Origin of the sequence: Ruegeria sp. R14_0, from assembly GCF_017743975.1 — a bacterium.
GTDB lineage: Bacteria > Pseudomonadota > Alphaproteobacteria > Rhodobacterales > Rhodobacteraceae > Ruegeria.
Window position 1 is genome coordinate 926,972 of record NZ_JAGHRC010000001.1, and the last position, 20,848, is coordinate 947,819.

Genomic DNA, 20,848 nt, shown 5'->3' on the forward strand with positions numbered 1-20,848 from the left:
CGCACGGCGGTCATGGGCGAGACTTCCATCCCGCTGGATTCTTGACAACATCTGCTGCTGCGCCAAAGTTCCTCCTAAACTGAATAACAAGGACAACAGGATCATTATGCAAGCTTTACTCAGCGTCGCTCCGGGCGGGCCGGACACATTGGAACTGACGACACTGCCCGATCCCGAACCTAAAAAAGGCGAGTTGCTGGTCGGCGTCAAAGCAGCCGGGGTCAATTTCCCCGACACGCTGATGATCCGGGACATGTATCAGATCAAACCGCCTCGTCCCTTCGCCCCGGGCGGAGAGATCGCGGGCGAGGTTCTGGCCGTTGGTGAAGGCGTAACGGGGTTTGAGCCCGGCGACCGGGTTCTGGCGCTGACCGGACATGGTGGCTTTGCCACTCGGCTGACGGTCAAGGCGGCCTCTGCCATCAAGTTTCCCGACACGATGCCCTTTGAAGACGCGGCCTGCTTTATCTTCACCTATGGCACCTCGTATCACGCGCTGAAAGACCGTGCCGCGTTGCAACCCGGCGAAACGCTGTTGGTTCTGGGCGCTGCAGGTGGTGTCGGAAGCGCCGCGATCGAGCTTGGCAAGGCGATGGGAGCCCGCGTGATAGCGGCGGTGTCGTCAGAGGAAAAGGCCGAATTTTGCCTTCAGGTAGGTGCGGATGAAGCCATCGTCTATGCACGCGACATGGACCGGGACGCGCAAAAGGCATTCTCGTCCGAAATCAAGACATTGGCCGGCGCGAATGGTGTGGATGTCGTGTATGACGCCGTTGGGGGTGATTATGCGGAACCTGCGCTGCGCAGCATGGCGTGGAATGGACGGTTTCTGGTCGTTGGCTTTCCTGCTGGCATTCCGAAAATCCCGCTCAATCTGCCGTTGCTGAAAGGGTGTCAGGTCGTGGGCGTGTTCTGGGGCGCCTCGGTTTTTCGCGATCCCAAGGGCCACAGCGAAAACATCAGCGAATTGTTTGACCTCTACGCGAAAGCTCAGATCAAACCGCAAATCAGCGCGCGGTTTTCATTGGATCGAGCCAGCGAGGCCTTGACCCTCTTGAACGACAGAACCGTTCTCGGAAAAGTTGTGGTTACGATGCCGGAAAGCTGAGTTGTGACGGATGTCTTACGGGCCCAAAGCGGTCAGTTAGTCCTAGCCCGGTGGACATTCGTACCTATTCGAGTTTATGAACCGGTAACGAGGACAATGAATTGATGCATAAAGTTCTGATCTTGAACGGTCCGAACCTTAATTTGCTAGGAACACGGCAACCTGAGGTTTACGGGCATACAACGTTGAAAATGGTTGAAGAAACCTGTGTCAGCCACGGCGCCTCCATTGGATTGGAGGTGTCGCATCTGCAATCGAACCACGAGGGTGCGCTGATCGACGCCATTCATGGTGCCAAGGGCAATCAGGACGGGATCGTTCTGAACGCCGGGGCCTACACACACACATCCATCGCGTTGATGGATGCGATCAGCTCGGTCGAGCTGCCAGTGGTCGAGGTTCACTTGTCCAACATCCACGCGCGCGAAGCTTTCCGCCACAAATCCTACATTGCACGTGTTGCACTGGGCCAAATTTGCGGATTCGGGCTGCAAAGCTACGTTATGGCGCTGGATGCGCTGTCAGCGCATTTTCGGGACAAGGGGGCTGTATGAAGCTAAGCGAGTATCTGAATTTCCTCAGTTACGTGAAAACTCTGGAAGAGCTTTGGGATGCCCATTGCCGTCAGATGGCGAAATTCGGATTTGATCGCTTGCTCTATGGCTATACGCGTTACAGAACGGAAACGTCGCTGGGCGATCCGGAAGACTTCACCATCCTGACGAACCACGGCAAGGGGTATCTGGATGGTTTTCTGCGCGACGGCCTGTACTTTAACGCCCCGATGCTGAAATGGGCGTTGAACAACGAAGGCGCGGCCAGCTGGAAAATGATCCAGGACATGAGCGCCGACGGCTCGATGAGTGCCGAGGAGCGTCGGGTCCATGAGTTCAACCGCTCAAAAGGTGTTGTTGCGGGCTATACAATCAGCTTCACCTCGGTCTCAATGCGATCCAAAGGGGCCATCTCGCTATCAGCAGGTGGCGGGCGCAGCCAGCAAGAGGTTGATGACATATGGGCTGAACATGGCGAAGACATTCTGCTTATGAACAATGTCGCGCATCTGAAAATCCTCACCCTGCCCTATAACGCGCCGAACAGGGCGCTGACCAAACGACAGCGCGAAGCGCTGGAATGGGTTGGCGATGGCAAGACCACGCAGGACATCGCCCTGCTGATGGGGCTGACGGCAGCGACCGTCGAAAAGCACCTCAGGCTCGCACGAGAGGCTTTGAGCGTGGAAACGACGGCGCAGGCGGTCCTCAAGGCATCCTTGCAAAACCAGATGTTCATCATGGAAGCATGATGTGCCCTTTTTGACGCTAATTTGCGTCAATTTACGTAGGGTAAGGAAATCATGACTTCCCGAATCTGAGGCCCAGTTGCAAAGTGATATTGTTCCGTGAGTGGTGGCTTTAGCCTGGGAACGTTTTGGTCGGATCTTTGCAATTTCAGGGCTCTCCGATCACTCTGGCATAAGGGCGTTTATTTGTCCGCGTTTCTGTGTCGGAATCTTTGAGGGGCCTCGACCATCCCCATCTGCGGGGCCCCTCAATCCCTTCAAGTGAGTGATGGATAAGTGCCGTAACACGCACGAAAAAACCGACTACGTTTCCGTAGTCGGTTTTCCTATTTGTGCAGGTTGAGGCCCCTTGCAGGGCCTCGGTCTGGCTTAGCCTTGAGCTGCCTTGGCAACTTCGGCTGCGAAGTCTTCTTTTTCGACCACGATGCCTTCGCCAACTTCAAGACGGATGAAGCCGGTGATGGTGGCGCCTGCTTCTTTGGCTGCCGCTTCAACAGTCAGGTCAGGGTTCACAACGAACTGCTGGTTCAGCAGGGTCGATTCCGCGACGAATTTCTTCATGCGGCCTTCGATCATCTTTTCGATCACCTGCTCCGGCTTACCGGATTCGCGGGCGATATCCATCTGAACCTGCTTTTCTTTCTCGACAACAGCCGGATCCATGTCCGCTTCGGACAGAGCAGCCGGGTTCACGGCGGCGATGTGCATCGCAACCTGCTTGCCGATGGCTTCGTCGCCGCCGGACAGAGCAACCAGAACGCCGATTTTGCCCATGCCGTTGGTGGCCGCGTTGTGGACGTAGGACACAACGGTGTCGCCCGACAGTTTGGCCATACGACGCACCGACATGTTCTCGCCGATGGTGGCGATCTTGTCGGTCAGGGTGTCGGCAACGTTCTTGCCGCCCAGGTCAGCCGCCAGCAGAGCTTCGACATTGTCGACGCCTTCAGCCGCATAAGCGATCTTGCCAACCATTTCCTGGAACTCGGCGTTCTTCGCGACGAAGTCGGTTTCCGAGTTCACCTCGACAGCAACACCGTTGCCGCCGTCGACATGCACTGCAACCAGACCTTCGGCTGCGGTACGGCCGGATTTCTTGGCCGCTTTGGCCAGACCTTTGGTGCGCAGCCAGTCAACGGCTTCGTCCATGTTGCCGCCGGTTTCGGTCAGCGCCTTCTTTGCGTCCATCATGCCTGCGCCGGTCGAGTCGCGCAGTTCTTTAACCATTGCTGCTGTGATTGCCATCTTTAGGCTCTCCTCAATTCAAACGGAATTGGGGCAGGTCATACCCTGCCCCATATGTCATTTACGTGACGGGCAGCTTACGCTTCGGCAGGTGCTTCTGCTTCGGCGGGTGCTTCTTCTGCAACGGCTTCCTCGGCCGGAGCTTCTTCGAAGGCACCGATGTCAACGCCAGCAGCGCCCATCTGAGCGGTCATGCCGTCCAGAGCGGCACGTGCAACCAGGTCGCAGTACAGAGCGATCGCACGGGCTGCGTCGTCGTTGCCGGGGATGATGTAGTCGACACCATCAGGCGAGCAGTTGGTGTCGACAACAGCCACAACCGGGATACCCAGCTTGTTGGCTTCGGCGATGGCCAGTGCTTCTTTTTTGACGTCGATGACGAACAGCAGGTCAGGAACGCCGCCCATCTCACGGATACCGCCCAGCGAAGCCTGCAGCTTGGACTGGTCACGTTCCATGCCCAGACGCTCTTTTTTGGTCAGGCCTTCAGCGCCCGATTCCATGGCTTCGTCGATCTGGTTCAGACGGTTGATCGACTGAGAAACGGTTTTCCAGTTGGTCAGCGTGCCGCCCAGCCAGCGGTGGTTCATGTAGTACTGAGCCGACTTTTCAGCGGCTTCGGCGATCGGGCCAGCGGCTTGACGCTTGGTGCCTACGAACAGAACGCGGCCACCTTTTGCGACGGTATCACGAACGGCCTGCAGAGCCTGGTCCAGCATCGGAACGGTCTGGGTCAGGTCCATGATGTGGATGCCATTGCGCGAGCCGTAGATGAACGGGCCCATGCGGGGATTCCAACGCTGTGTCTGGTGACCAAAGTGAACGCCAGCTTCCAGCAGCTGACGCATGGTGAACTCGGGAAGAGCCATGCTATTTTCCTTTTCCGGTTTACGCCTCGGCGGGGGTGAAAGAAGCGGATGCTCCAACCGGCGGGCCAGATAAGGATGTCTCCCCTACAAAGCCCAAACCCCGCCTGCGGGTTTGAATGGCGCGCGTATACGGCAGGTTTGAATGCAGTGCAAGGGCCAATCGCCCTTATTTTTCAAGGCGCGCCAACGAATGCGCGTGGCGCACGGCCTCTTCGCAATGCGCGGCTAGTGCTTTGCGGTCGGGAAAGTCGCTGACCTTGGCCGGGGTGTGATAAATCAGCTCAACCGCGCCCTGCCTGCGCGCGCCCAAGGTCTTGAGCAGATGCGGCCCGAACTCCATATCGCCCCACCAGCCATAGAACCTGTCGGGCTGAGCTATGGGTGCATGAAAGATCACCGAGACCGGCTGCACATACATGAAATCCCGCAGCTCATCTGCAAAGAACGCGGCGAAGAGCGTTGTTTTAAAAGGCAAAACTCGCAATCCGTCGGTCGATGTGCCCTCGGGAAAAAACAGCAGCTTGTGCCCGGCTTTCAAGCGTTCTTCGAACACCTGTGTCTGTTCTCGAGCCTTCTTCCGGTCGCGCTCAATGAACACGGTGCCGGTTGCACGGGCCAGCCAGCCGATGCCGGGCCATTTGGCGACTTCTGCCTTTGATACGAAATAGACCCGTTTGCGCGCATTGAGCGCGAAGATGTCCAGCCAGGAGGTGTGGTTGGCAACCACGGCGCCCCGCTCGGTCATCAATTCCCCAGAATAACGAATACCGATGCCCAGCAGCCGGAGCGCATTGCGGCAGACAAACTGTGCGATAAACGGCGTGACCGGACGACGAAGACCGAACAATGGGTATTCGACAAGACGGACGGCCAGCAGGACGATCAGCCCCCCAAAAACTAGCAATGCCAGCGGCACGCCGCGAAGGATCACCAGTAGCCAACCCAGAACGCCCAGTTCGATTGGGTCAGGCGCGTCCTCGCTATCCCAAAGTGGTTCGGACACCGGGTCAGGCTCCGCCATAGATGCGGCGCTGGCGTTCGTTCATGCGTGCGGTGTCCAGGATGAGGCAGACATCGGTGGTGTTGAACGCATGATCGATAAACGCCCCCTCGCCCACAAAGCCGCCCAACCGAAGATAGGCCTTGATCAAAGCGGGTACCTGCACCATCGCCGCGCGCCGATCCAGCGCGTCGGGCGCGACCAGATCCATGGACTGAAACACATCCGGTTGTGCCCTGACCCTCAGGTCCTCTGGGGCGATGTGATTGTGGTGCAGCATCGACAGCGGTTGCGCCAGTTTCTGCACGTCGATGCCATGGAAGCTAGCGACACCAAACAACACCTCAATCTGGCGCTCGTTTACATAGGCGGCCAAACCGTTCCACAGGTGATACATCGCTGTGCCACCGCGATAGTCGGGATGCAGGCAAGAGCGACCAAGCTCCAACAGCTTGCGGCCGCTCTGCTTCAAAACGGTCAGATCGTACTCATCCTCGGAGTAGAACTGCCCCAATTCCAGTGCACGTTCGCCCGGTAACAGCCTGTAAACGCCGATAACTTCGCCTGTGGCATCGTCATAGGCCAGCATGTGGTCGAAATAGGGATCGAACCGGTCCTGCTCCAGCCCGGCCTCGTGGTCCACCATCTCGCCCCCGCCGCCCAGTTCGCGGACGAATACGTCGTAGCGCAGCCTTTGCGCCGCGCGCAATTCAGCCTCGGACTCTGCGAGCTTGACGGTGAAAGTGGGGCCTGCATTCGGCATCGGCGTTTCCGTTCTTGTTTGCGCGCTGATACCGCAGATTTCGGCAGGATGGCAACCGGCGGCGCCGTTGCAGGCGTTAACCAATCTTAAACCAGTTTCACGGATCAAAGACGGGCGTCAGGGCGATGCGATTTCCGTCAATCACCACTTTTCCCTGTTCCTGGAAATTCACGGTGATCTTGCCAGCGATGTTGGACTGAACCTGTCCAATGCCCCATTCGGGGAAATCGGGGTGGCGGACGTACATGCCCGGTGCGAGTATAGCATTGAGGTCTGTCATGTTCGGGCTCCGGTCCGGCGGCAGATACAACAGGAGAGGTACGCATGGGCGACACCAACGTCAATCTGGCCGAGCTTATCGGATCGCGAATTTGCCACGATCTGATCAGCCCGATTGGAGCGATCACCAACGGCTTGGAACTGCTTGAGATGGTCGGATCCGTGCAGGGCCCCGAGATGGAGCTGATATCGGGCAGTGTCGGCAGTGCGGGGGCAAGAATCCGGTTCTTCCGCGTCGCATTCGGCTCGGCCAGCGATCAGCCTTTGGGTCGGACCGAGGTCTCCGAACTGTTGAAAGACGTTGAAAGCGTCGGCCGTGTGCGCGTCAACTGGCACGTGACCGAAGCGGTGCCGCGCAATCAGGTCAAACTCGCGTTTCTGGCTTTGATGTGCTGCGAATGTGCCATGCCGATGGGCGGTGACGTTACCGTTGCAAACACAGGTGGTGCCTGGACCGTGACCGGGGTTGCCGACAAGCTAAATGTCGACGCCGACCTTTGGAAAAACCTGCCCAAGGGGCAGTTTGCCAACAAAGTCACGCCCGCGCATGTTCAATTCGCCCTCTTGCCGCAAACGGCTGCGACCATGGGACGGCGGGTTGCGTCGGAAACCACCTCAACCCGCGTTGTGATCCGTTTCTAGGACCGAACCGTCCCGTTGCCGCGCACCAGATATTTGAAACTGGTCAGCTGGGCGGCCCCGACCGGGCCGCGCGCGTGCATTTTGCCGGTGGCAATGCCAATCTCGGCGCCCATGCCAAACTCACCCCCGTCGGCAAACTGGGTTGAGGCATTGTGCATCAGGATCGCGCTGTCCAGCCGCTCAAAGAACCGGGCGGCGGTATCGGCATCTTCTGTCATGATGCAATCAGTGTGGTTCGAGCCGTATTGCCGGATATGTGCAATCGCCGCGTTGATATCCGCGACCGGTTTGGCTGCGATGATGCTGTCGAGGAATTCCTTGCCCCAGTCCTCAGCGGTTGCGGCGGCCGCACCGTCGACGGCCAGCGTGCCTTCGGCGTGGACTTCAACACCGGCTGCAAGCAGCGCTGAAATGATGTCACGGCCCAGTGTTTCGGCCACGTCCTGATGGATCAGCAGACATTCAGCGGCACCGCATATCCCCGTTCGCCGAGTCTTTGCATTCAGCACCACATCCAGCGTTTTTTGCGGATCGGCGGCCTTATCGACATAGATATGCACGATGCCTTCCAGATGGGCGAATACCGGCACCCGTGCTTCGCGCTGCACCAGCCCGACAAGACCTTTGCCACCGCGAGGGACGATCACGTCCACATAGTCCGTCATGGTCAGCAATTCCTGTACCGCAGCTCGGTCGCGGGTGGGGACCAGTTGGATCGCGTCTTCGGGCAGGTTCGCGGCCTTCAAGCCTTCAACCAGACAGGCGTGAATGGCGGTTGATGAGTGGAAGCTCTCGGACCCGCCCCGCAGGATCACCGCATTACCCGACTTCAGGCACAACGCGCCTGCATCGGCGGTGACATTCGGACGGCTTTCATAGATCACCCCGATCACGCCCAAAGGCGTACGGACTCGTTGGATGTTGAGGCCCGAGGCCATGTCCCATTCGGTCAGGACCTCGCCGACAGGGTCGGCCTGATCCGCGACAGTGCGCAGGCCGTCGACCATGCCTTGCACGCGCGCTTCGTCCAACATCAGGCGGTCCATCATCGCCGGGCTCAGGCCCTTTTCGCGACCGAACTCCAGATCTTTCTTGTTCGCCTCGATGATCTGGACGCGGTTGGCCCAAACAGAATCTGCCGCTGCGATCAACGCGGCGTGTTTACGCTCGGCGCTGGCAAAGGCCAGATCGGCCGATGCTGCCTTGGCCCGTTTTCCAAGATCGGCCATCAGGGCGGGAATGTTGTCGAAATCCTTCATCTCATATGCCTTTCGGTCGGTCTTTTTTTATCATCGCGCCCTTACAGCGCCAAATCATCACGGTGGATCAAAACGGCGCGGCCCGGATAGCCCAGCGTAGCCTCGATCTCTGAAGACTTCCGCCCCTTGATTGCGTCCGCCTCTTGCGCGGTATAGCGGCTGAGACCCTGCGCCAGCCGACGCTCTTGCGGATCGATGATAGCCACCGGATCCCCGCGGCCAAAATCACCGGTGACTTCGACAATACCCGCGGGCAGCAGGCTTTTGCCATTGCCCAACGCCTTGGCCGCGCCGGCATCCACCACGATCTCGCCGCGCGGTTTCATGGCTGAAATCCAGCGCTTGCGCGCCGCGTGCGGATCAAGTGTTGCGGTGAACCACGTGCAGTTTGCGCCTTCTTCCAGCGTTTTCAGAGGGTTCAGCGTCGACCCTTCGGTTATCGCCATGTCGCACCCTGCTGCCGTTGCCATTTTGGCGGCCAGCAGTTTGGTCTTCATCCCACCCTTGGACAGACCGGACCCGGCATCGCCCGCCATTTCCTCGATCTGGGGCGTGATGGTTTCGATCACATCGAACCGCTTGGCTGTACTGTCCTCGTTGGGGTTACCGGTATAGAAGCCGTCCACATCCGACAGCAGGATCAACTGATCGGCGCCAACGGTTACGGCGATCTGCGCGGCAAGTCGGTCATTGTCGCCATAACGGATCTCATCCGTTGCAACTGTATCGTTTTCGTTGACAATCGGCACGACGCCCAGGCTCAGCAAGGTCTCAAGCGTTGCGCGAGAATTCAGATAGCGTCTGCGGTCTTCGCTGTCTTCCAGCGTTACCAGAACCTGCGCGGTGGTGATGTCGTACGGGGTCAGCGCCTCTTCATAAGAGCGCGCCAATCGGATCTGGCCCACAGCAGCGGCGGCCTGTGATTGTTCCAGAGGCAAGGTCGCCATCGGCAAACCCAAAACACCGCGCCCCAACGCGATTGAGCCAGACGAGACCAGAATAACATCGGTCCCCTGCCCTTTGAGCCACGCCACGTCCTGCGCCAGCGAGTGCAACCAATCCGACCTCAACAAACCCGTGTCGCGGTCCACCAGCAAGGCGGACCCGATCTTGACTACGAGGCGACGCGCGGAAGTCAGGGTTGCCACGTCGTCTTCTCCTCAACGGGTTTTTGGCGCAGGCGGTTTTCGTCGATTTGTGTGCGGAGCGCGCGCAGCACCTCGGTCACGCCCAGATGTGCCACGCCGGACATGGTCATCACGGGGCCACCCACAGCTTCTTCCAACTCGGCCTTCTGGGTTTCTAATTCCTCTTCATCCAGCGCATCGACCTTGTTCAGCACGGTAATGCGGGGTTTTTTCGCCAGTTCGCCGCCATAGGCTTCAAGCTCATGAATGATGGTGCGGTAGTCTTCGGCGACAGTCTCTGACGTGCCGTCGACAAGATGCAGCAGCACTGCACAGCGTTCGACATGACCCAGGAAACGATCCCCGATACCACGCCCTTCGTGGGCACCTTCGATAAGACCCGGAATATCTGCCACAACGAATTCGACGTTATCGACCCCTACGACGCCCAAATTGGGATGCAGGGTCGTAAACGGATAATCAGCGATCTTGGGGCGCGCGTTTGATGTGGCCGCCAGAAAGGTGGATTTGCCCGCATTGGGCATACCCAGCAGGCCCACATCCGCAATCAGCTTCAGACGCAGCCAGATCGTGCGGTCAATCCCTGCTTGACCGGGATTGGCGCGGCGCGGGGCCTGATTGGTGGCCGATTTGAAGTGCAGGTTGCCAAAGCCGCCATTACCGCCCTTGGCGAGCAGAAAGCGCTGCCCAACTTCGGTCAGGTCACAGATGACGGTTTCTTCGTCTTCGTCCAGAATCTCAGTCCCAACGGGCACGCGCAGGATGATGTCGTCGCCATCCTTACCCGTCCGCTGCTGACCGCGACCAGGCTGGCCGTTCTTGGCAAAGAAATGCTGCTGATAGCGGAAGTCGATCAAGGTGTTCAGCCCATCCACAACTTCGGCCCAAACAGACCCGCCTTTACCGCCGTCACCGCCATCGGGACCGCCGTATTCGATGTATTTTTCGCGCCGAAAGCTGACGCAGCCGCCACCTCCGGCCCCGGACCGGATGTAGACCTTTGCAAGATCGAGAAATTTCATGTGTGTCCCCTACTGCAAAGGCCCCATCGGCCACAAGTCAGAGTTTTTTACTGTAAGTCCAGGTGGGCACATTCGCATCGCGCGCCACCGAATAGCTTTCGGCATCCCCAAGGTATTCAAACCCGCAATGGGTCAATACCCGGGCCGAGGCCGGATTGTCCTGAAACACGCTGGCAAACATAGTGGCGTTTTCCAACGGGTTGGCATTGACCAGAGCTTCAACGGCCAATGATGCAACGCCCGTGTTCCAATAGACAGGTGCAACCCAATAGCCGACCTCGGACTGGTTGCGGTCCAGTCTTTCAAGCGAGATCAGCCCGATCAGTTCGGGACCACCATCCTTGGTGGCATCCATCGCCCATACGTCCTCAGTTCGTTCTTCAGACATTGAGCGTGTGACAAACGCCTCAACTGAACCCGGTGGAATGGGATGCGGGATCGACGTGGTCATGCGTGCCACGCGCTCATCGCCAGCGTAATGCTCAATGAGACCCAAATCCGACCGACGCAATGGGCGCAGATCGAACCGCTCGGTTTCGATGACCGGCTGGTTTATTATTGTCTCAAGTTTCATGAGTGCGTTCCTCCTCCGAACAACACAAAAAGTACGGACGCAACAGTCAGACCAGCTAACGTCCACATCAGATATTTTTCCACCGGCTGCCCTTCAACCGCGTGTGCAATTCTATCTCCGGCAAATGTCCAGATCGGGTGTAAAACCACCTGGCAAAGCAATAAACACAAAGCGATCGTGAACGTTGCGTTAAAGGTAGGCGTGCCAGCCGCAACAAACCCGGTAAACCCGGCGATGATCATGGCCCAGGCCTTTGGGTTAAGCGGGTGCACGATCAACCCGGCCCAAAACCCAGGCACCTCTCCGGTCGTTTCACTGCGCGACAGGCGCAGGTTGGCGATTTTCCAGGCCAACCAGCAAATATACGCCGCCGAGGCGTATTTCAGCACGGTAAAGACCATCGGGGCCTGATTTGCGAGCCGCAACAGACCAAAGCCAACCGGCCAGATGATCAGCTGTTTGCCCATGATCACGCCAGCTACAAACGGCAGTGCCGCCCGAAACCCGTAACGCGCGCCGGTGCCCAGCAGGACCATATTGGCCGGTCCGGGGGTTCCCACCTGAGAGGCTGCGAAGATCAGGAAACTGGTGGTGGCAACGGTCATTGCGTCGCCTCCCAATCCCTGCGGGTCAAAAGCATGTCCTGAATGGTCACATCTTCGTTGGTTGACCGGACTGTGGCTGCATGCTGCCCGCTGGGCTTGAACCCGAGATTTGACAGGACCGCTTTGGAACGATCATTCCCAAGATGGTAACCCGATGACAGCTCATCCCGATCAGACCGAAAGAACCGATCCAGCATCGCGCGGCAGGCTTCAGTGACAAAGCCCTGCCCCCAAGACCCTTTTCCGATCCAGTACCCCAGTTGAGACCCGGTCGAAACGCAACCGATCAGAACACCCTCATTGGTTATCGCAAAGGCATCTTGGTCGTAGGACATGGAGTCGATGAACTCGGCCGAATGCGCGGTGTCATAAGGATACGGTACCACGGTCAGCCAGCGCACGACGTCCAGTTCGTTCAGAAGCGTGACCAAACGCGACGAATCCTCACGCCGGAAACGGCGTAGGACAAGACGTTCTGTTTTGATCACTTCGGTCATGGGACCGCTCCTGAAAACGAGAAAGGGGACCGGCATCTTCTGCCGGTCCCCCATGAATTTTTCTAAACCTTCTGGGTCTCGGCTTACTCTGCGGCCTCCGCCACTGGCAGGACCGAAATGAAGGTGCGGTTTTTGAGTCCCTTGTGGAACTTCACGGCGCCATCGGTGGTTGCAAAGATGGTGTGATCTTTGCCCATACCTACGCCTTCGCCCGGCCAGAACTTGGTGCCGCGCTGACGCACGATGATGTTGCCTGCGATGGCTGCTTGGCCACCGTACAGTTTCACGCCAAGGCGGCGACCAGCTGAGTCGCGACCGTTACGGGAGGAACCGCCAGCTTTTTTATGTGCCATTCTCTCTCTCCTTAGCCTTTGGCCAGCTCTTTGGCCTGCTCAACCCACTCGGGTTTCACTTTGACCGTTTCGATAGCAGCAATCTGCTCGTCCGACAAGGCGGCCAGAGCGGCAAAGCTCTCGATACCAGCTTCTGCCAGCTTCTTGGCAGCGGCAGGGCCGACACCGTTCAGCTTGGTCAGATCGTCAGCGGCAGCAGCAGCGGCGGGTGCCTCTGCTTTGGCTTCGGCTTTCTTCGCGGCAGGCTTTTTCGCCGCCGGAGCAGCTTCGCCAGCCGGAGCCGAACCAGTTGCAGCTTTGATACCAGACTTGTCAGCGCCCGATGCCAGGATGTCGGTGATTTTGACCAGAGTCAGCTTCTGACGGTGGCCAACGGTACGCTTCGAGCTGTGCTTACGACGGCGCTTGACGAACTTGATGACTTTGTCACCTTTGATCTGTTCGATCACTTCGGCCTGTACGCCCGCGCCTTCAACGAAAGGTGCACCAACAACCGGAGCGTCACCGCCCAGCATCAGAACATCGTTGAATTGAACTTTTTCACCTGCGTCGGCAGCCAGTTTTTCAACGCGGAGCACATCGCCCGCCTGAACCTTGTACTGCTTGCCGCCAGTCTTGAGGACCGCAAACATGCGTCTTTCCTTTTCAAACCCGCGTTCTGTGGTCCCCTTCCGGGTGTTGCTGGCCTATGCCACCTCGAACAGCGCGCCCTTTTCGGGCTGTGTGACGACCTTTCGGGCAACCCCTTGGGTCAATAATAACGAGACCCGGCGCGGAGAAACCGGCCGGGATGCGCGCTTATCCATAGAATGACCGGGAAAGTCAACAGCAAATAGAAGGTCAGAGATCCGATGCACTGAGCGCGCGCGAGACCGCCTGCCCCAGTTCAAAGTAGGCTTGATCATAGATCAGATCGAAGCCGACAAAAAAGGCCTCATTCATGGCACGTCCCGTATCGGTGCGGGAAAAGGCGATGTTCTCGCGCATCTGGGCTTCGGTCAGGGGCTGATAAGCCAGCAGCAAAAAGGAGTACAGCCATGTACGGGTCTCTTCCGTAACGCTGTCCTTATCCGACAACAGCTGCGCCAGAATGTCTTCGGGGTTCGCGCCCGTTTCGCCGCTCAGGCCGCGAAAAAAGTTGTAGTCCGAACTCAGGGAACTTTGGACATTCCGTTCAACAAGATCGTTGACCGAAATGTACTCATCGACCAGCAGGTACAATGAGGTGTCCTGCGCACTGTCCAGGTAAGCCTCGCGTGCCATGTCCTTGATGGTCTCATCCGCGAATGCCAGTCGCGCCGAGTTTTCCAGCGTTATGATGGTTTGCCCCAGATCGCTTTCAAAGAAAACGATTGCCCGGTCCATCTGGCTGTCCGTCAGGCGGCTTTTGAAAGTCTGAGCGATCTGCTGCTGCATCCGCGCCGGATTGTAGATTTCCTCAACCTGACTTTCAAAAATGGGCCCACCGGTGTTGCCCAGAAACGTTTCGTCAAGCTCTTGTCCCTGCACCCTGCCCTCATCCCGCAGGATCTCAACGACCTGTTCGATCTTGAGAGCCTGCATCAGACGCTCAACCCGATCTGAGGCTGCCGCGGGAACAGCCAAAAGCAGAAAGGACAAACAGGCCGCAGCAATGCGCATCAGATATCCTGTGCCGGGTGCAGCTCTGCCATTCGAACGGCCAAATCCTCGAATTTCATGGCCATGATTTCGTATTGAATGGCGTTCAAGAGCTCGTACACCTCTTGCATCAGAGGTTGTTCAAGCGCGTCGGCATAGGCAACGACCTCAGCGTCCGAGAAGTCCTGATAGGTGTAGGCCGCCCCAGCAAGAGCAGACAGTTGCAGAGCCTGACGCATTCCGGTCTCGCCACGTCGAAGCATTTCGCGCAGCTCATCTGCGCTCAGTTGCAGGTCGATCACACCCGAAGCGCTGGCCGCAAGAAGAAAGCGCAACTGAATCTCTTGTAACGCACGCAAAGAAGTGCCGCTGGAATCAATTGCACGGTTCATGCGTTTGAGTTCTTCGACCCGTTTCGAGCCATCCTGGATCAGACCCGATACGATTTCCTGCCCTTCCAACTGCTTGGCCTCATCGTCTTCAATCATGTGCGACGCGTTTTCGGCCTGAACCAAGCGCTGCCCCAGATCCGAGGCATAGAACTCGACCGCGTGGTTCAACGCATCATCGCTTAGCGTTTGTTCCAGAATCGAAACGGCGGTGTTGTGCATGTCTTCGATATCAAAGACTTCTTCGGTCAGACGGGTCCAATCCGATCCAAAGCCGTCAGGGTCAATGCCAAGCATCTGCGGCGCCGATGCAGAGGCCAGCGCTATGCTTTCAAGGGCAACGTCAAAGCCGGTTGTGGTCAAAAACGCTTCGATCCGGTCCCGACTGGCCGCAAACGCCTGCTGCGATAGAAGGGCAAGGGTGAAAACAAGGGCTAAAAGCGGCGCGGCGGCGCGGTGTCGAGCATAGGTCATACGCAAGAGCCTAGGCGAATTACGGCGTCAGGCAACGGAAAATCCCAGCTTTGTTAATTTTCGGAATTTTCTGCTTGCACCGCCGCGCGTTCCTCACTAAATCCCCCCCTCACAGACCCCCGCGGAGAGGTGCCGGAGTGGTCGAACGGGGCGGTCTCGAAAACCGTTGTGGGTGCAAGCCCACCCAGGGTTCGAATCCCTGTCTCTCCGCCACTATCCCCTTTGGATGACGGCCGTGTTCAACTTAAACACGCATATCGATCATCTGACGGCGTGTTATTGCCATCCGTTACGATCTGATCGGCGCAGGCTGGCTCAATTCCCGGATTTGAAATGAACTTCGGGGAATTCCCCTTTGATTTCCGGTATTTTCAACCCATCTGGGCGACACGTATTTCAAGGAGACCCCCTATGTCGCGTACTCTTATACTTGCAGTTATCGTCGCTGGCCTTGGTGCTGGCATCTATTATTACCTCAACCAACCGGAACCCACGCCGGCCGAACGGCTGCAATCAGCCGCGCAAGAGGCCGGTGACGCTGTAAACGACGCCGTCGATGCGGCGACCGAACAGGCGAATGAGGCAGCCTCTTCCATCACAGAGCAGGCCACCGAAGCCGCCGAGCAAGCCGGACAGGCAGCCACCGATCTGGCAAACCAAGCCAGCGATCAGGTTGCGTCACTGGCCACGCAGGGACAGGATCTGGTGAATTCCTGGATCGAAGAAGGGACACTTTCCGTTCAGAATTTTGACTATGATGCCATTGTCGCTTCGGTTCAGGAAAGTCAGCTGTCGCAAGACATGAAGACTCAGGCGCTCAATATCCTCGATGAAATCAAGGCGTCGCCTCAGTTGATCGCTGAGAAAATCGAAGAGCTGCGTACACTTTTGACATCGCAGCAATAAGCTTGCCGGGCCGTTCGTTTCCGAGCGGCCCTTTTTTGTTGCGGGCAAGCTCCCGCTACGTCAGTTCCCACTTTGATTGACGTATGGGCGGTCGTTTGGTTGGCTGTTTCCTAAATCTCAGTACCAGACGCACCAGACCCGGTCGGTCCTGTGCCTGCACAGTGGATAGGAGACAGCATGACCACCCTGCCCCCCAAAATGTTCGCCGTAATTCAAACCCATGACGGGTACACCGGTTCTCCGTCTGGACCGTTCATCGAGGACGCCGCCGATTGGCTGGCCGAGGCTGAGATTGATGTTCCCGAACCCGGTCCCGGGCAGGTTCTGATCAAACTGCGCACTGCCTCGGTGAACCCTTCCGACATTCACTTTATCAAAGGCGAATATGGGCAGCCGCGAGTCAAAGGTATGCCCGCCGGATTTGAAGGCTGCGGCGACGTTGTGGCAACCGGCAAAGGGGCCGAGGCGTTGCAGGGTCAGCGGGTTGCCTTTGTCGCGGCAGGCTCTGGGGCTTGGGCAGAATACGTGGTGACGCAGGCACTCATGTGCATCCCGCTGCGGCCCGACATTTCGGATGAGGACGGATCAGCCCAGATCGTGAACCCCATGACCGCGATGGCCATGGTCGATATCGCGCGCAGCGCCGGCGAGGCTTTTGTGGTGTCTGCCGCAACCAGCCAGTTGGGCAAATTGATGTGTGCTCTGGGGCGGGATCTAGGGTTGAAACCCATTGCCCTTGTGCGCCGGGCCGAGGCAGTTGAATCCATGAAAGCGCATGGCGCGCATGAGGTTCTGGTTACCACGGACCCGGGTGTGGTCCAGAAATTCTCCGAACTGAGCCATGAGCTAAAGCCCCGTGTCTTTCTGGATGCGGTGGCGGATCAGTTGTCCGAACAGATATTTTGCGCGATGCCCAACGGCGCGCGATGGGTTGTTTACGGAAAACTCAGCCCCGAGCTGCCAAAGCTGACACAGACGGGCCAATTGATTTTCATGAACAAGCGGATCGAGGGGTTCTGGCTGACGCAATGGATGACCTCGACCCCGCCTGCCGACCAGATGCGCGTGGTTGCGGAAGTTCAGGCTCGCTTTGCCGATGGGCGCTGGAAAACGGATGTTTCGGAACGACTTAAGCTGCGTGACGTCGTAGGAAATTTGGCCGACGCGCTGAAAAAGAGTGACGGAAAGGTTCTGATCACGCCATAGTAGAACAAGGCCCCGAACGTAGGAGGGCGTTTGGGGCCTAAAAAACGCCGGGCCTACCGGCATGGGAGGAGAAAATTGGATAACGCGCAGCTGCTGATCAGCGGGCTGGCGAATGGCTGTGTCTACGGCCTGATCGCGCTTGGATTTGTACTGATTTACAAGGCAACTGAAGCCGTGAATTTCGCTCAAGGCGACTTCATGATGCTGGGTGCCTTTGTCACCATCGGACTGACGAATACCGAATATATGGGGCTGCCGTTCTGGCTGGCATTGCCAATCTCTTTGGGGATCATGGCGGCTTTGGGATACCTTCTGGATCGCCTGATCATCCGGCGATTGTTCGGAGAAAGCCAAACAGCCGTGGTGATCCTGACCATCGCATTGGGATTTGTAATCCGGTTCGTGGCCGGGCTGATCTGGGGGCACGAGCCGCAGACACTGCAAAACCCCTTGGCCGGGAAAGAAGTGCGTTTCGGCGGACTGGTTCTGGGGATGGAGGACGTGGCGGTCATCGTCGTTACCATCCTACTGACCTGGGGGCTTTATGTTTTCTTCAGCCGCACCAAGCTGGGTCTCGCGATGCAGGGTGCCTCTCAGAACCAATTGGCGGCCTATTACATGGGTATCCCGGTCAAACGCGTGCAGGGGTTCATCTGGGCCCTCGCCGGCGTGGTCGCCGGGATCGCCGGCATCCTGTTCGCCGCCAAGGGCTCGGTTGATCCCAGCAGCGGTTTGCTCGGGATCAAAGCCTTCGCAGCTGCGGTCATCGGTGGCTTCGGCAGTCTGCCCGGCGCTCTGGCCGGAGGGCTGGTTGTCGGCGTGATCGAACCCTTCGCCAGCCGGTATATCGCTGCCGGGTACAGCCAGGTCGCGCCTTATGCCTTGTTGTTGGCCGTGCTGATCTTCCGCCCCAATGGGCTGTTCAGCCAGGTTCGGGTCAAGAAGGTGTAAGCGATGCGGGTTATCTTCAAAACTAACTACATGCAGGACATCCGGCCCTGGAAGGACACCTACCAGCTGAGCCTCTATCTGATCCTGCTTGCGATTATCTTCGCTGCGCCTTGGTGGCTGGATGCGTTTTATCTGGGAGAACTGACCAATGTTCTGATCTGGGCCATCGCGGGTCTGGGTCTGATGGTTCTGACCGGCCATACCGGACAGGTTAGCCTTGGTCACGCGGCGTTTCTGGCTTTTGGTTGCTATGCCAACGTCATCCTTCTGGAAGCAGGCGTTCCGTTCCTGATCGCCTTCCCGCTCGCGGGCATCCTGACGGGTCTGGCTGGGGTGACGGTCGCGATCCCTGCCCTGCGTCTGCATGGCATCTATCTGGCGATTTTCACCATGGCATTGTCCATCTTGATGGATGACGTCATCGTTCTGGCCGAGCCGATCACAGGCGGTGTGTCGGGCAAGTATCTTGGCGGCGTTGAAATCTTCGGCTTTCTGGTTGATCGCTGGGGGACACCGGTGCAGTTCTTCTGGCTGGTGTTGGGCGTGGCCGTTCTGGTGACCCTCGGATACATCAACCTGCTGCGCGCGCCGCTTGGGCGCAGCTTTATCGCGGTGCGCGACTCCGAGGTTTCGGCTCAGGCGATGGGCGTCGACATTGCCCGCACCAAGATGATCTCGTTCGCGCTGTCGTGCGCGGTGACCGGTTGGGCCGGAGCGCTGATGGGCATGTATGCCGGCGCGTTCAACAATGAGACGTTCAGCGTTGTGATCTCGATCCAGCTGTTGATGATGATCGTAATCGGCGGATTGGGTTCGATCCACGGCGCGTTTCTTGGCGCGATCGTCATCGGGTTCCTGCCGCAATTCCTGTCGATCTCGAAGGAATATGTCGGCGCGCTGTTTGGCGGAAATACCGTTGCCATTCCGGGGCTGGAGTTTGGTATCTTCGGCATGATCCTGATCGCCTTCATCCTGTTCGAACCGATGGGCATGTATGGCCGCTGGCTGAAAATCCGCACCTGGTTCGAGTTGTTCCCCTTCTACCGAAAGGACATGTTCAAACGTCAGAAATCCTACCTCAAGACGGAGCGCCTGAGATGAGCTTGCTTGAGTTTGAAAATGTCACCCTGAAATTCGGTGGCCTGACCGCAGTGAACGACCTGTCTTTCGAGGTCGAAGAAGGAGAGGTCTTTGCCATCGTTGGCCCAAATGGTGCGGGCAAATCTACGGTCTTTAACCTGATCTCGCGGTTTTATGATCCGCACGCGGGTTCGATCCGATTTGACGGGCACGACCTTTTGGCGGTCAAGCCCTCGGGCGTGGCGGCCTATGGCGTGGCGCGGACGTTTCAGAATATCGAGCTGTTCGAACATGCCACAGTGCTGCAGAACCTTCTGGTTGGGCGGCATCGCCATCGCAAAACCAACGTGTTGTCCGAGGTGCTGTTCTTGCCCTCCGCACGGCGGCAAGAGCTGGAAAACCGCGAAAAAGTCGAAGAGATCATCGATTTCCTCGATCTTCAGGCGTTCCGCGACAAGATGATCTCGGGCCTGCCCTACGGCGTCCGCAAAGTGGTCGAGGTCGCGCGCGCGTTGGCCACCGATCCCAAGCTGTTGTTGCTGGACGAACCGGCCTCGGGGCTGTCGGTCGAAGAGACGACCGATATGCGCTGGTGGATTGACGATATCCGGCGGCAGATGGGTACCACGGTTCTGATGGTGGAACATGACATGGGGCTGGTCTCTGGCGTGTCCGACCGTGTTCTGGCCATGGCAGACGGCGCGAAGCTGGCGCTTGGCACGCCGGCCGAGGTCCAGTCCCACCCGGCGGTGATCGAAGCCTATCTGGGGAAGGCGTCATGAGCGAGCCCGTCCTGAAAATCCGAAATATCGAAAGCTTTTACGGCCCAATCATGGCCATCCGCGGCGTATCGCTGGATGTGCATCCGGGCCAGATCGTTTCGATCCTTGGCGCAAACGGTGCGGGTAAGACGACGCTGATGAAAACCGTGTCGGGTGTGATGGACCCGGAAAAGGGAAAAATCACGTTCCACGGAGAAGACATTCAGGGGTCTGAACCGCACAAGGTGGTCCAGAAAGGTATCGTTCATGTCCCCGAAGGGCGTGAGGTTTTCCCCCTTCTGACAGTGGACGAAAACCTAAGCCTTGGGGCGTATACGCTAAAGGACAAAGGACAGGTCGACCATGATCGCGATCTGGTGTTTTCGTATTTCCCGATCCTCAAGGAACGCCGCAACCAAGAGGCTGGCACCCTTTCTGGCGGGCAGCAGCAGATGCTGGCTATCGGACGTGGGTTGATGGGGAACCCAAAGATCATGCTGCTGGACGAGCCGTCGCTGGGCCTGTCTCCGCTGTTGGTGCAAGAGATTTTTGGCATCCTCAAACGGCTGAACGACGAACAGAACATGACGATGATGCTGGTCGAGCAAAACGCCAATGCCGCGCTGGAACTGGCCCACCATGGCTATGTGATGGAGGTCGGTCGCATCGTGATGGACGGCGCGGCGAAGGTTCTGATGCAGTCCGAGGACATCCAGAACTTCTATCTGGGCGTGCAGGAAGAAGGCGCACGGGAAAACCGCCGCTGGAAACGTAAGAAGACGTGGAGGTGAGAC

General features: G+C 57.9%; 25 protein-coding genes and 1 tRNA gene. 11 read left to right on the forward strand and 15 right to left on the reverse strand.

What is annotated here, in order from left to right:
* The first annotated feature begins 106 nt into the window (after nt 1-106).
* The 3 genes from J7416_RS04520 (at nt 107) to J7416_RS04530 (ending at nt 2,414) form a co-directional block, all read left to right on the forward strand.
* Entirely contained in the window at nt 107-1,108 is a 1,002-nt protein-coding gene (locus J7416_RS04520) for an NADPH:quinone oxidoreductase family protein (RefSeq protein WP_209223460.1), read from the forward strand.
* A 104-nt stretch (nt 1,109-1,212) separates the two neighbouring features.
* Nucleotides 1,213-1,662: a type II 3-dehydroquinate dehydratase gene (gene aroQ, locus J7416_RS04525; protein ID WP_209223462.1), complete on the forward strand. Its 450-nt coding sequence runs from the start codon at nt 1,213-1,215 to the stop codon at nt 1,660-1,662.
* Entirely contained in the window at nt 1,659-2,414 is a 756-nt protein-coding gene (locus J7416_RS04530) for a LuxR family transcriptional regulator (RefSeq protein ID WP_209223464.1), read from the forward strand. Before aroQ ends, J7416_RS04530 begins: the two co-directional genes overlap by 4 nt.
* A 366-nt stretch (nt 2,415-2,780) precedes the next feature.
* Here J7416_RS04530 and tsf read toward each other — a convergent pair whose 3' ends face one another.
* The 5 genes from tsf to J7416_RS04555 form a co-directional block, all read right to left on the reverse strand.
* The gene (gene tsf, locus J7416_RS04535; protein WP_209223466.1) at nt 2,781-3,656 is read right to left on the reverse strand and encodes a translation elongation factor Ts; all 876 of its coding nucleotides are present in this window, start codon (nt 3,654-3,656) and stop codon (nt 2,781-2,783) included.
* Nucleotides 3,657-3,733: 77 nt separating this feature from the next.
* Complete coding sequence (gene rpsB, locus J7416_RS04540) at nt 3,734-4,525, reverse strand: 30S ribosomal protein S2 (RefSeq protein WP_209223468.1); 792 nt, start codon at nt 4,523-4,525, stop codon at nt 3,734-3,736.
* Between the two features lie 166 nt (nt 4,526-4,691).
* Entirely contained in the window at nt 4,692-5,546 is an 855-nt protein-coding gene (locus tag J7416_RS04545; RefSeq protein WP_209223470.1) for a lysophospholipid acyltransferase family protein, read from the reverse strand.
* Nucleotides 5,533-6,288, reverse strand: a complete 756-nt coding sequence (locus J7416_RS04550) for a GNAT family N-acyltransferase (protein WP_209223472.1) — start codon at nt 6,286-6,288, stop codon at nt 5,533-5,535. The genes J7416_RS04545 and J7416_RS04550 overlap by 14 nt, the downstream gene beginning before the upstream one ends.
* 97 nt (nt 6,289-6,385) lie before the next feature.
* The gene (locus J7416_RS04555) at nt 6,386-6,568 is read right to left on the reverse strand and encodes a DUF3553 domain-containing protein (protein WP_209223474.1); all 183 of its coding nucleotides are present in this window, start codon (nt 6,566-6,568) and stop codon (nt 6,386-6,388) included.
* 44 nt (nt 6,569-6,612) lie between these two features.
* On the opposite strand from J7416_RS04555, the gene J7416_RS04560 reads away from it, so the two are divergent.
* A complete protein-coding gene (locus J7416_RS04560) occupies nt 6,613-7,209 on the forward strand; it encodes a histidine phosphotransferase family protein (protein ID WP_209223476.1) in 597 nt (198 codons plus the stop codon).
* On the opposite strand, the gene J7416_RS04565 is transcribed toward J7416_RS04560, so the two are convergent.
* From J7416_RS04565 to J7416_RS04610, 10 genes are all read right to left on the reverse strand, one after another.
* On the reverse strand, nt 7,206-8,468 hold the full coding sequence (locus J7416_RS04565) for a glutamate-5-semialdehyde dehydrogenase (protein WP_209223478.1): 1,263 nt from the start codon (nt 8,466-8,468) through the stop codon (nt 7,206-7,208). The genes J7416_RS04560 and J7416_RS04565 overlap by 4 nt on opposite strands.
* 41 nt (nt 8,469-8,509) lie before the next feature.
* A complete protein-coding gene (proB, locus tag J7416_RS04570; protein WP_209223480.1) occupies nt 8,510-9,616 on the reverse strand; it encodes a glutamate 5-kinase in 1,107 nt (368 codons plus the stop codon).
* Nucleotides 9,604-10,638, reverse strand: coding sequence for a GTPase ObgE (obgE, locus tag J7416_RS04575; protein ID WP_209223482.1), 1,035 nt, complete (start codon nt 10,636-10,638; stop codon nt 9,604-9,606). The genes proB and obgE overlap by 13 nt, the downstream gene beginning before the upstream one ends.
* A 37-nt stretch (nt 10,639-10,675) precedes the next feature.
* A complete protein-coding gene (locus tag J7416_RS04580; protein ID WP_209223484.1) occupies nt 10,676-11,212 on the reverse strand; it encodes a GNAT family N-acetyltransferase in 537 nt (178 codons plus the stop codon).
* Complete coding sequence (locus J7416_RS04585; RefSeq protein ID WP_209223486.1) at nt 11,209-11,817, reverse strand: LysE family translocator; 609 nt, start codon at nt 11,815-11,817, stop codon at nt 11,209-11,211. Before J7416_RS04585 ends, J7416_RS04580 begins: the two co-directional genes overlap by 4 nt.
* Complete coding sequence (locus J7416_RS04590; RefSeq protein ID WP_209223488.1) at nt 11,814-12,314, reverse strand: GNAT family N-acetyltransferase; 501 nt, start codon at nt 12,312-12,314, stop codon at nt 11,814-11,816. Before J7416_RS04590 ends, J7416_RS04585 begins: the two co-directional genes overlap by 4 nt.
* An 83-nt stretch (nt 12,315-12,397) precedes the next feature.
* Nucleotides 12,398-12,667: a 50S ribosomal protein L27 gene (rpmA, locus tag J7416_RS04595; protein ID WP_039535512.1), complete on the reverse strand. Its 270-nt coding sequence runs from the start codon at nt 12,665-12,667 to the stop codon at nt 12,398-12,400.
* 11 nt (nt 12,668-12,678) lie between these two features.
* The gene (locus J7416_RS04600) at nt 12,679-13,299 is read right to left on the reverse strand and encodes a 50S ribosomal protein L21 (RefSeq protein ID WP_209223490.1); all 621 of its coding nucleotides are present in this window, start codon (nt 13,297-13,299) and stop codon (nt 12,679-12,681) included.
* A 208-nt stretch (nt 13,300-13,507) separates the two neighbouring features.
* On the reverse strand, nt 13,508-14,308 hold the full coding sequence (locus J7416_RS04605) for a DUF2059 domain-containing protein (protein ID WP_209223492.1): 801 nt from the start codon (nt 14,306-14,308) through the stop codon (nt 13,508-13,510).
* The gene (locus tag J7416_RS04610) at nt 14,308-15,150 is read right to left on the reverse strand and encodes a DUF2059 domain-containing protein (RefSeq protein ID WP_209223494.1); all 843 of its coding nucleotides are present in this window, start codon (nt 15,148-15,150) and stop codon (nt 14,308-14,310) included. The genes J7416_RS04605 and J7416_RS04610 overlap by 1 nt, the downstream gene beginning before the upstream one ends.
* Nucleotides 15,151-15,273: 123 nt before the next feature.
* Here J7416_RS04610 and J7416_RS04615 point away from each other — a divergent pair.
* From J7416_RS04615 to J7416_RS04645, 7 genes are all read left to right on the forward strand, one after another.
* Nucleotides 15,274-15,363, forward strand: a tRNA-Ser gene (locus tag J7416_RS04615).
* Between the two features lie 198 nt (nt 15,364-15,561).
* Nucleotides 15,562-16,056 carry a hypothetical protein gene (locus J7416_RS04620; protein ID WP_209223496.1) on the forward strand — a complete coding sequence of 165 codons (495 nt, stop codon included), beginning with the start codon at nt 15,562-15,564 and terminating at the stop codon, nt 16,054-16,056.
* Between the two features lie 177 nt (nt 16,057-16,233).
* On the forward strand, nt 16,234-17,262 hold the full coding sequence (locus tag J7416_RS04625) for a zinc-binding dehydrogenase (RefSeq protein WP_209223497.1): 1,029 nt from the start codon (nt 16,234-16,236) through the stop codon (nt 17,260-17,262).
* Nucleotides 17,263-17,337: 75 nt separating this feature from the next.
* Entirely contained in the window at nt 17,338-18,213 is an 876-nt protein-coding gene (locus tag J7416_RS04630) for a branched-chain amino acid ABC transporter permease (RefSeq protein ID WP_170424932.1), read from the forward strand.
* 3 nt (nt 18,214-18,216) lie between these two features.
* Nucleotides 18,217-19,314 (forward strand): branched-chain amino acid ABC transporter permease, encoded by a 1,098-nt coding sequence (locus tag J7416_RS04635; RefSeq protein ID WP_209223499.1) that lies wholly within the window; start codon nt 18,217-18,219, stop codon nt 19,312-19,314.
* Nucleotides 19,311-20,075, forward strand: coding sequence for an ABC transporter ATP-binding protein (locus J7416_RS04640; RefSeq protein WP_209223501.1), 765 nt, complete (start codon nt 19,311-19,313; stop codon nt 20,073-20,075). The genes J7416_RS04635 and J7416_RS04640 overlap by 4 nt, the downstream gene beginning before the upstream one ends.
* A complete protein-coding gene (locus J7416_RS04645; protein WP_209223504.1) occupies nt 20,072-20,845 on the forward strand; it encodes an ABC transporter ATP-binding protein in 774 nt (257 codons plus the stop codon). The genes J7416_RS04640 and J7416_RS04645 overlap by 4 nt, the downstream gene beginning before the upstream one ends.
* Nucleotides 20,846-20,848: the final 3 nt, after the last annotated feature.

Bases quoted from the DNA above. Each gene is read 5' to 3' on its own strand.
- J7416_RS04520 (WP_209223460.1), top strand. From the start codon at position 107: ATGCAAGCTTTACTCAGCGTCGCTCCGGGCGGGCCGGACACATTGGAA.
- aroQ (WP_209223462.1), top strand. From the start codon at position 1,213: ATGCATAAAGTTCTGATCTTGAACGGTCCGAACCTTAATTTGCTAGGA.
- J7416_RS04530 (WP_209223464.1), top strand. From the start codon at position 1,659: ATGAAGCTAAGCGAGTATCTGAATTTCCTCAGTTACGTGAAAACTCTG.
- tsf (WP_209223466.1), bottom strand. From the start codon at position 3,656: ATGGCAATCACAGCAGCAATGGTTAAAGAACTGCGCGACTCGACCGGC.
- rpsB (WP_209223468.1), bottom strand. From the start codon at position 4,525: ATGGCTCTTCCCGAGTTCACCATGCGTCAGCTGCTGGAAGCTGGCGTT.
- J7416_RS04545 (WP_209223470.1), bottom strand. From the start codon at position 5,546: ATGGCGGAGCCTGACCCGGTGTCCGAACCACTTTGGGATAGCGAGGAC.
- J7416_RS04550 (WP_209223472.1), bottom strand. From the start codon at position 6,288: ATGCCGAATGCAGGCCCCACTTTCACCGTCAAGCTCGCAGAGTCCGAG.
- J7416_RS04555 (WP_209223474.1), bottom strand. From the start codon at position 6,568: ATGACAGACCTCAATGCTATACTCGCACCGGGCATGTACGTCCGCCAC.
- J7416_RS04560 (WP_209223476.1), top strand. From the start codon at position 6,613: ATGGGCGACACCAACGTCAATCTGGCCGAGCTTATCGGATCGCGAATT.
- J7416_RS04565 (WP_209223478.1), bottom strand. From the start codon at position 8,468: ATGAAGGATTTCGACAACATTCCCGCCCTGATGGCCGATCTTGGAAAA.
- obgE (WP_209223482.1), bottom strand. From the start codon at position 10,638: ATGAAATTTCTCGATCTTGCAAAGGTCTACATCCGGTCCGGGGCCGGA.
- J7416_RS04580 (WP_209223484.1), bottom strand. From the start codon at position 11,212: ATGAAACTTGAGACAATAATAAACCAGCCGGTCATCGAAACCGAGCGG.
- J7416_RS04585 (WP_209223486.1), bottom strand. From the start codon at position 11,817: ATGACCGTTGCCACCACCAGTTTCCTGATCTTCGCAGCCTCTCAGGTG.
- J7416_RS04590 (WP_209223488.1), bottom strand. From the start codon at position 12,314: ATGACCGAAGTGATCAAAACAGAACGTCTTGTCCTACGCCGTTTCCGG.
- rpmA (WP_039535512.1), bottom strand. From the start codon at position 12,667: ATGGCACATAAAAAAGCTGGCGGTTCCTCCCGTAACGGTCGCGACTCA.
- J7416_RS04600 (WP_209223490.1), bottom strand. From the start codon at position 13,299: ATGTTTGCGGTCCTCAAGACTGGCGGCAAGCAGTACAAGGTTCAGGCG.
- J7416_RS04605 (WP_209223492.1), bottom strand. From the start codon at position 14,308: ATGCGCATTGCTGCGGCCTGTTTGTCCTTTCTGCTTTTGGCTGTTCCC.
- J7416_RS04610 (WP_209223494.1), bottom strand. From the start codon at position 15,150: ATGACCTATGCTCGACACCGCGCCGCCGCGCCGCTTTTAGCCCTTGTT.
- J7416_RS04620 (WP_209223496.1), top strand. From the start codon at position 15,562: ATGTCGCGTACTCTTATACTTGCAGTTATCGTCGCTGGCCTTGGTGCT.
- J7416_RS04625 (WP_209223497.1), top strand. From the start codon at position 16,234: ATGACCACCCTGCCCCCCAAAATGTTCGCCGTAATTCAAACCCATGAC.
- J7416_RS04635 (WP_209223499.1), top strand. From the start codon at position 18,217: ATGCGGGTTATCTTCAAAACTAACTACATGCAGGACATCCGGCCCTGG.
- J7416_RS04640 (WP_209223501.1), top strand. From the start codon at position 19,311: ATGAGCTTGCTTGAGTTTGAAAATGTCACCCTGAAATTCGGTGGCCTG.
- J7416_RS04645 (WP_209223504.1), top strand. From the start codon at position 20,072: ATGAGCGAGCCCGTCCTGAAAATCCGAAATATCGAAAGCTTTTACGGC.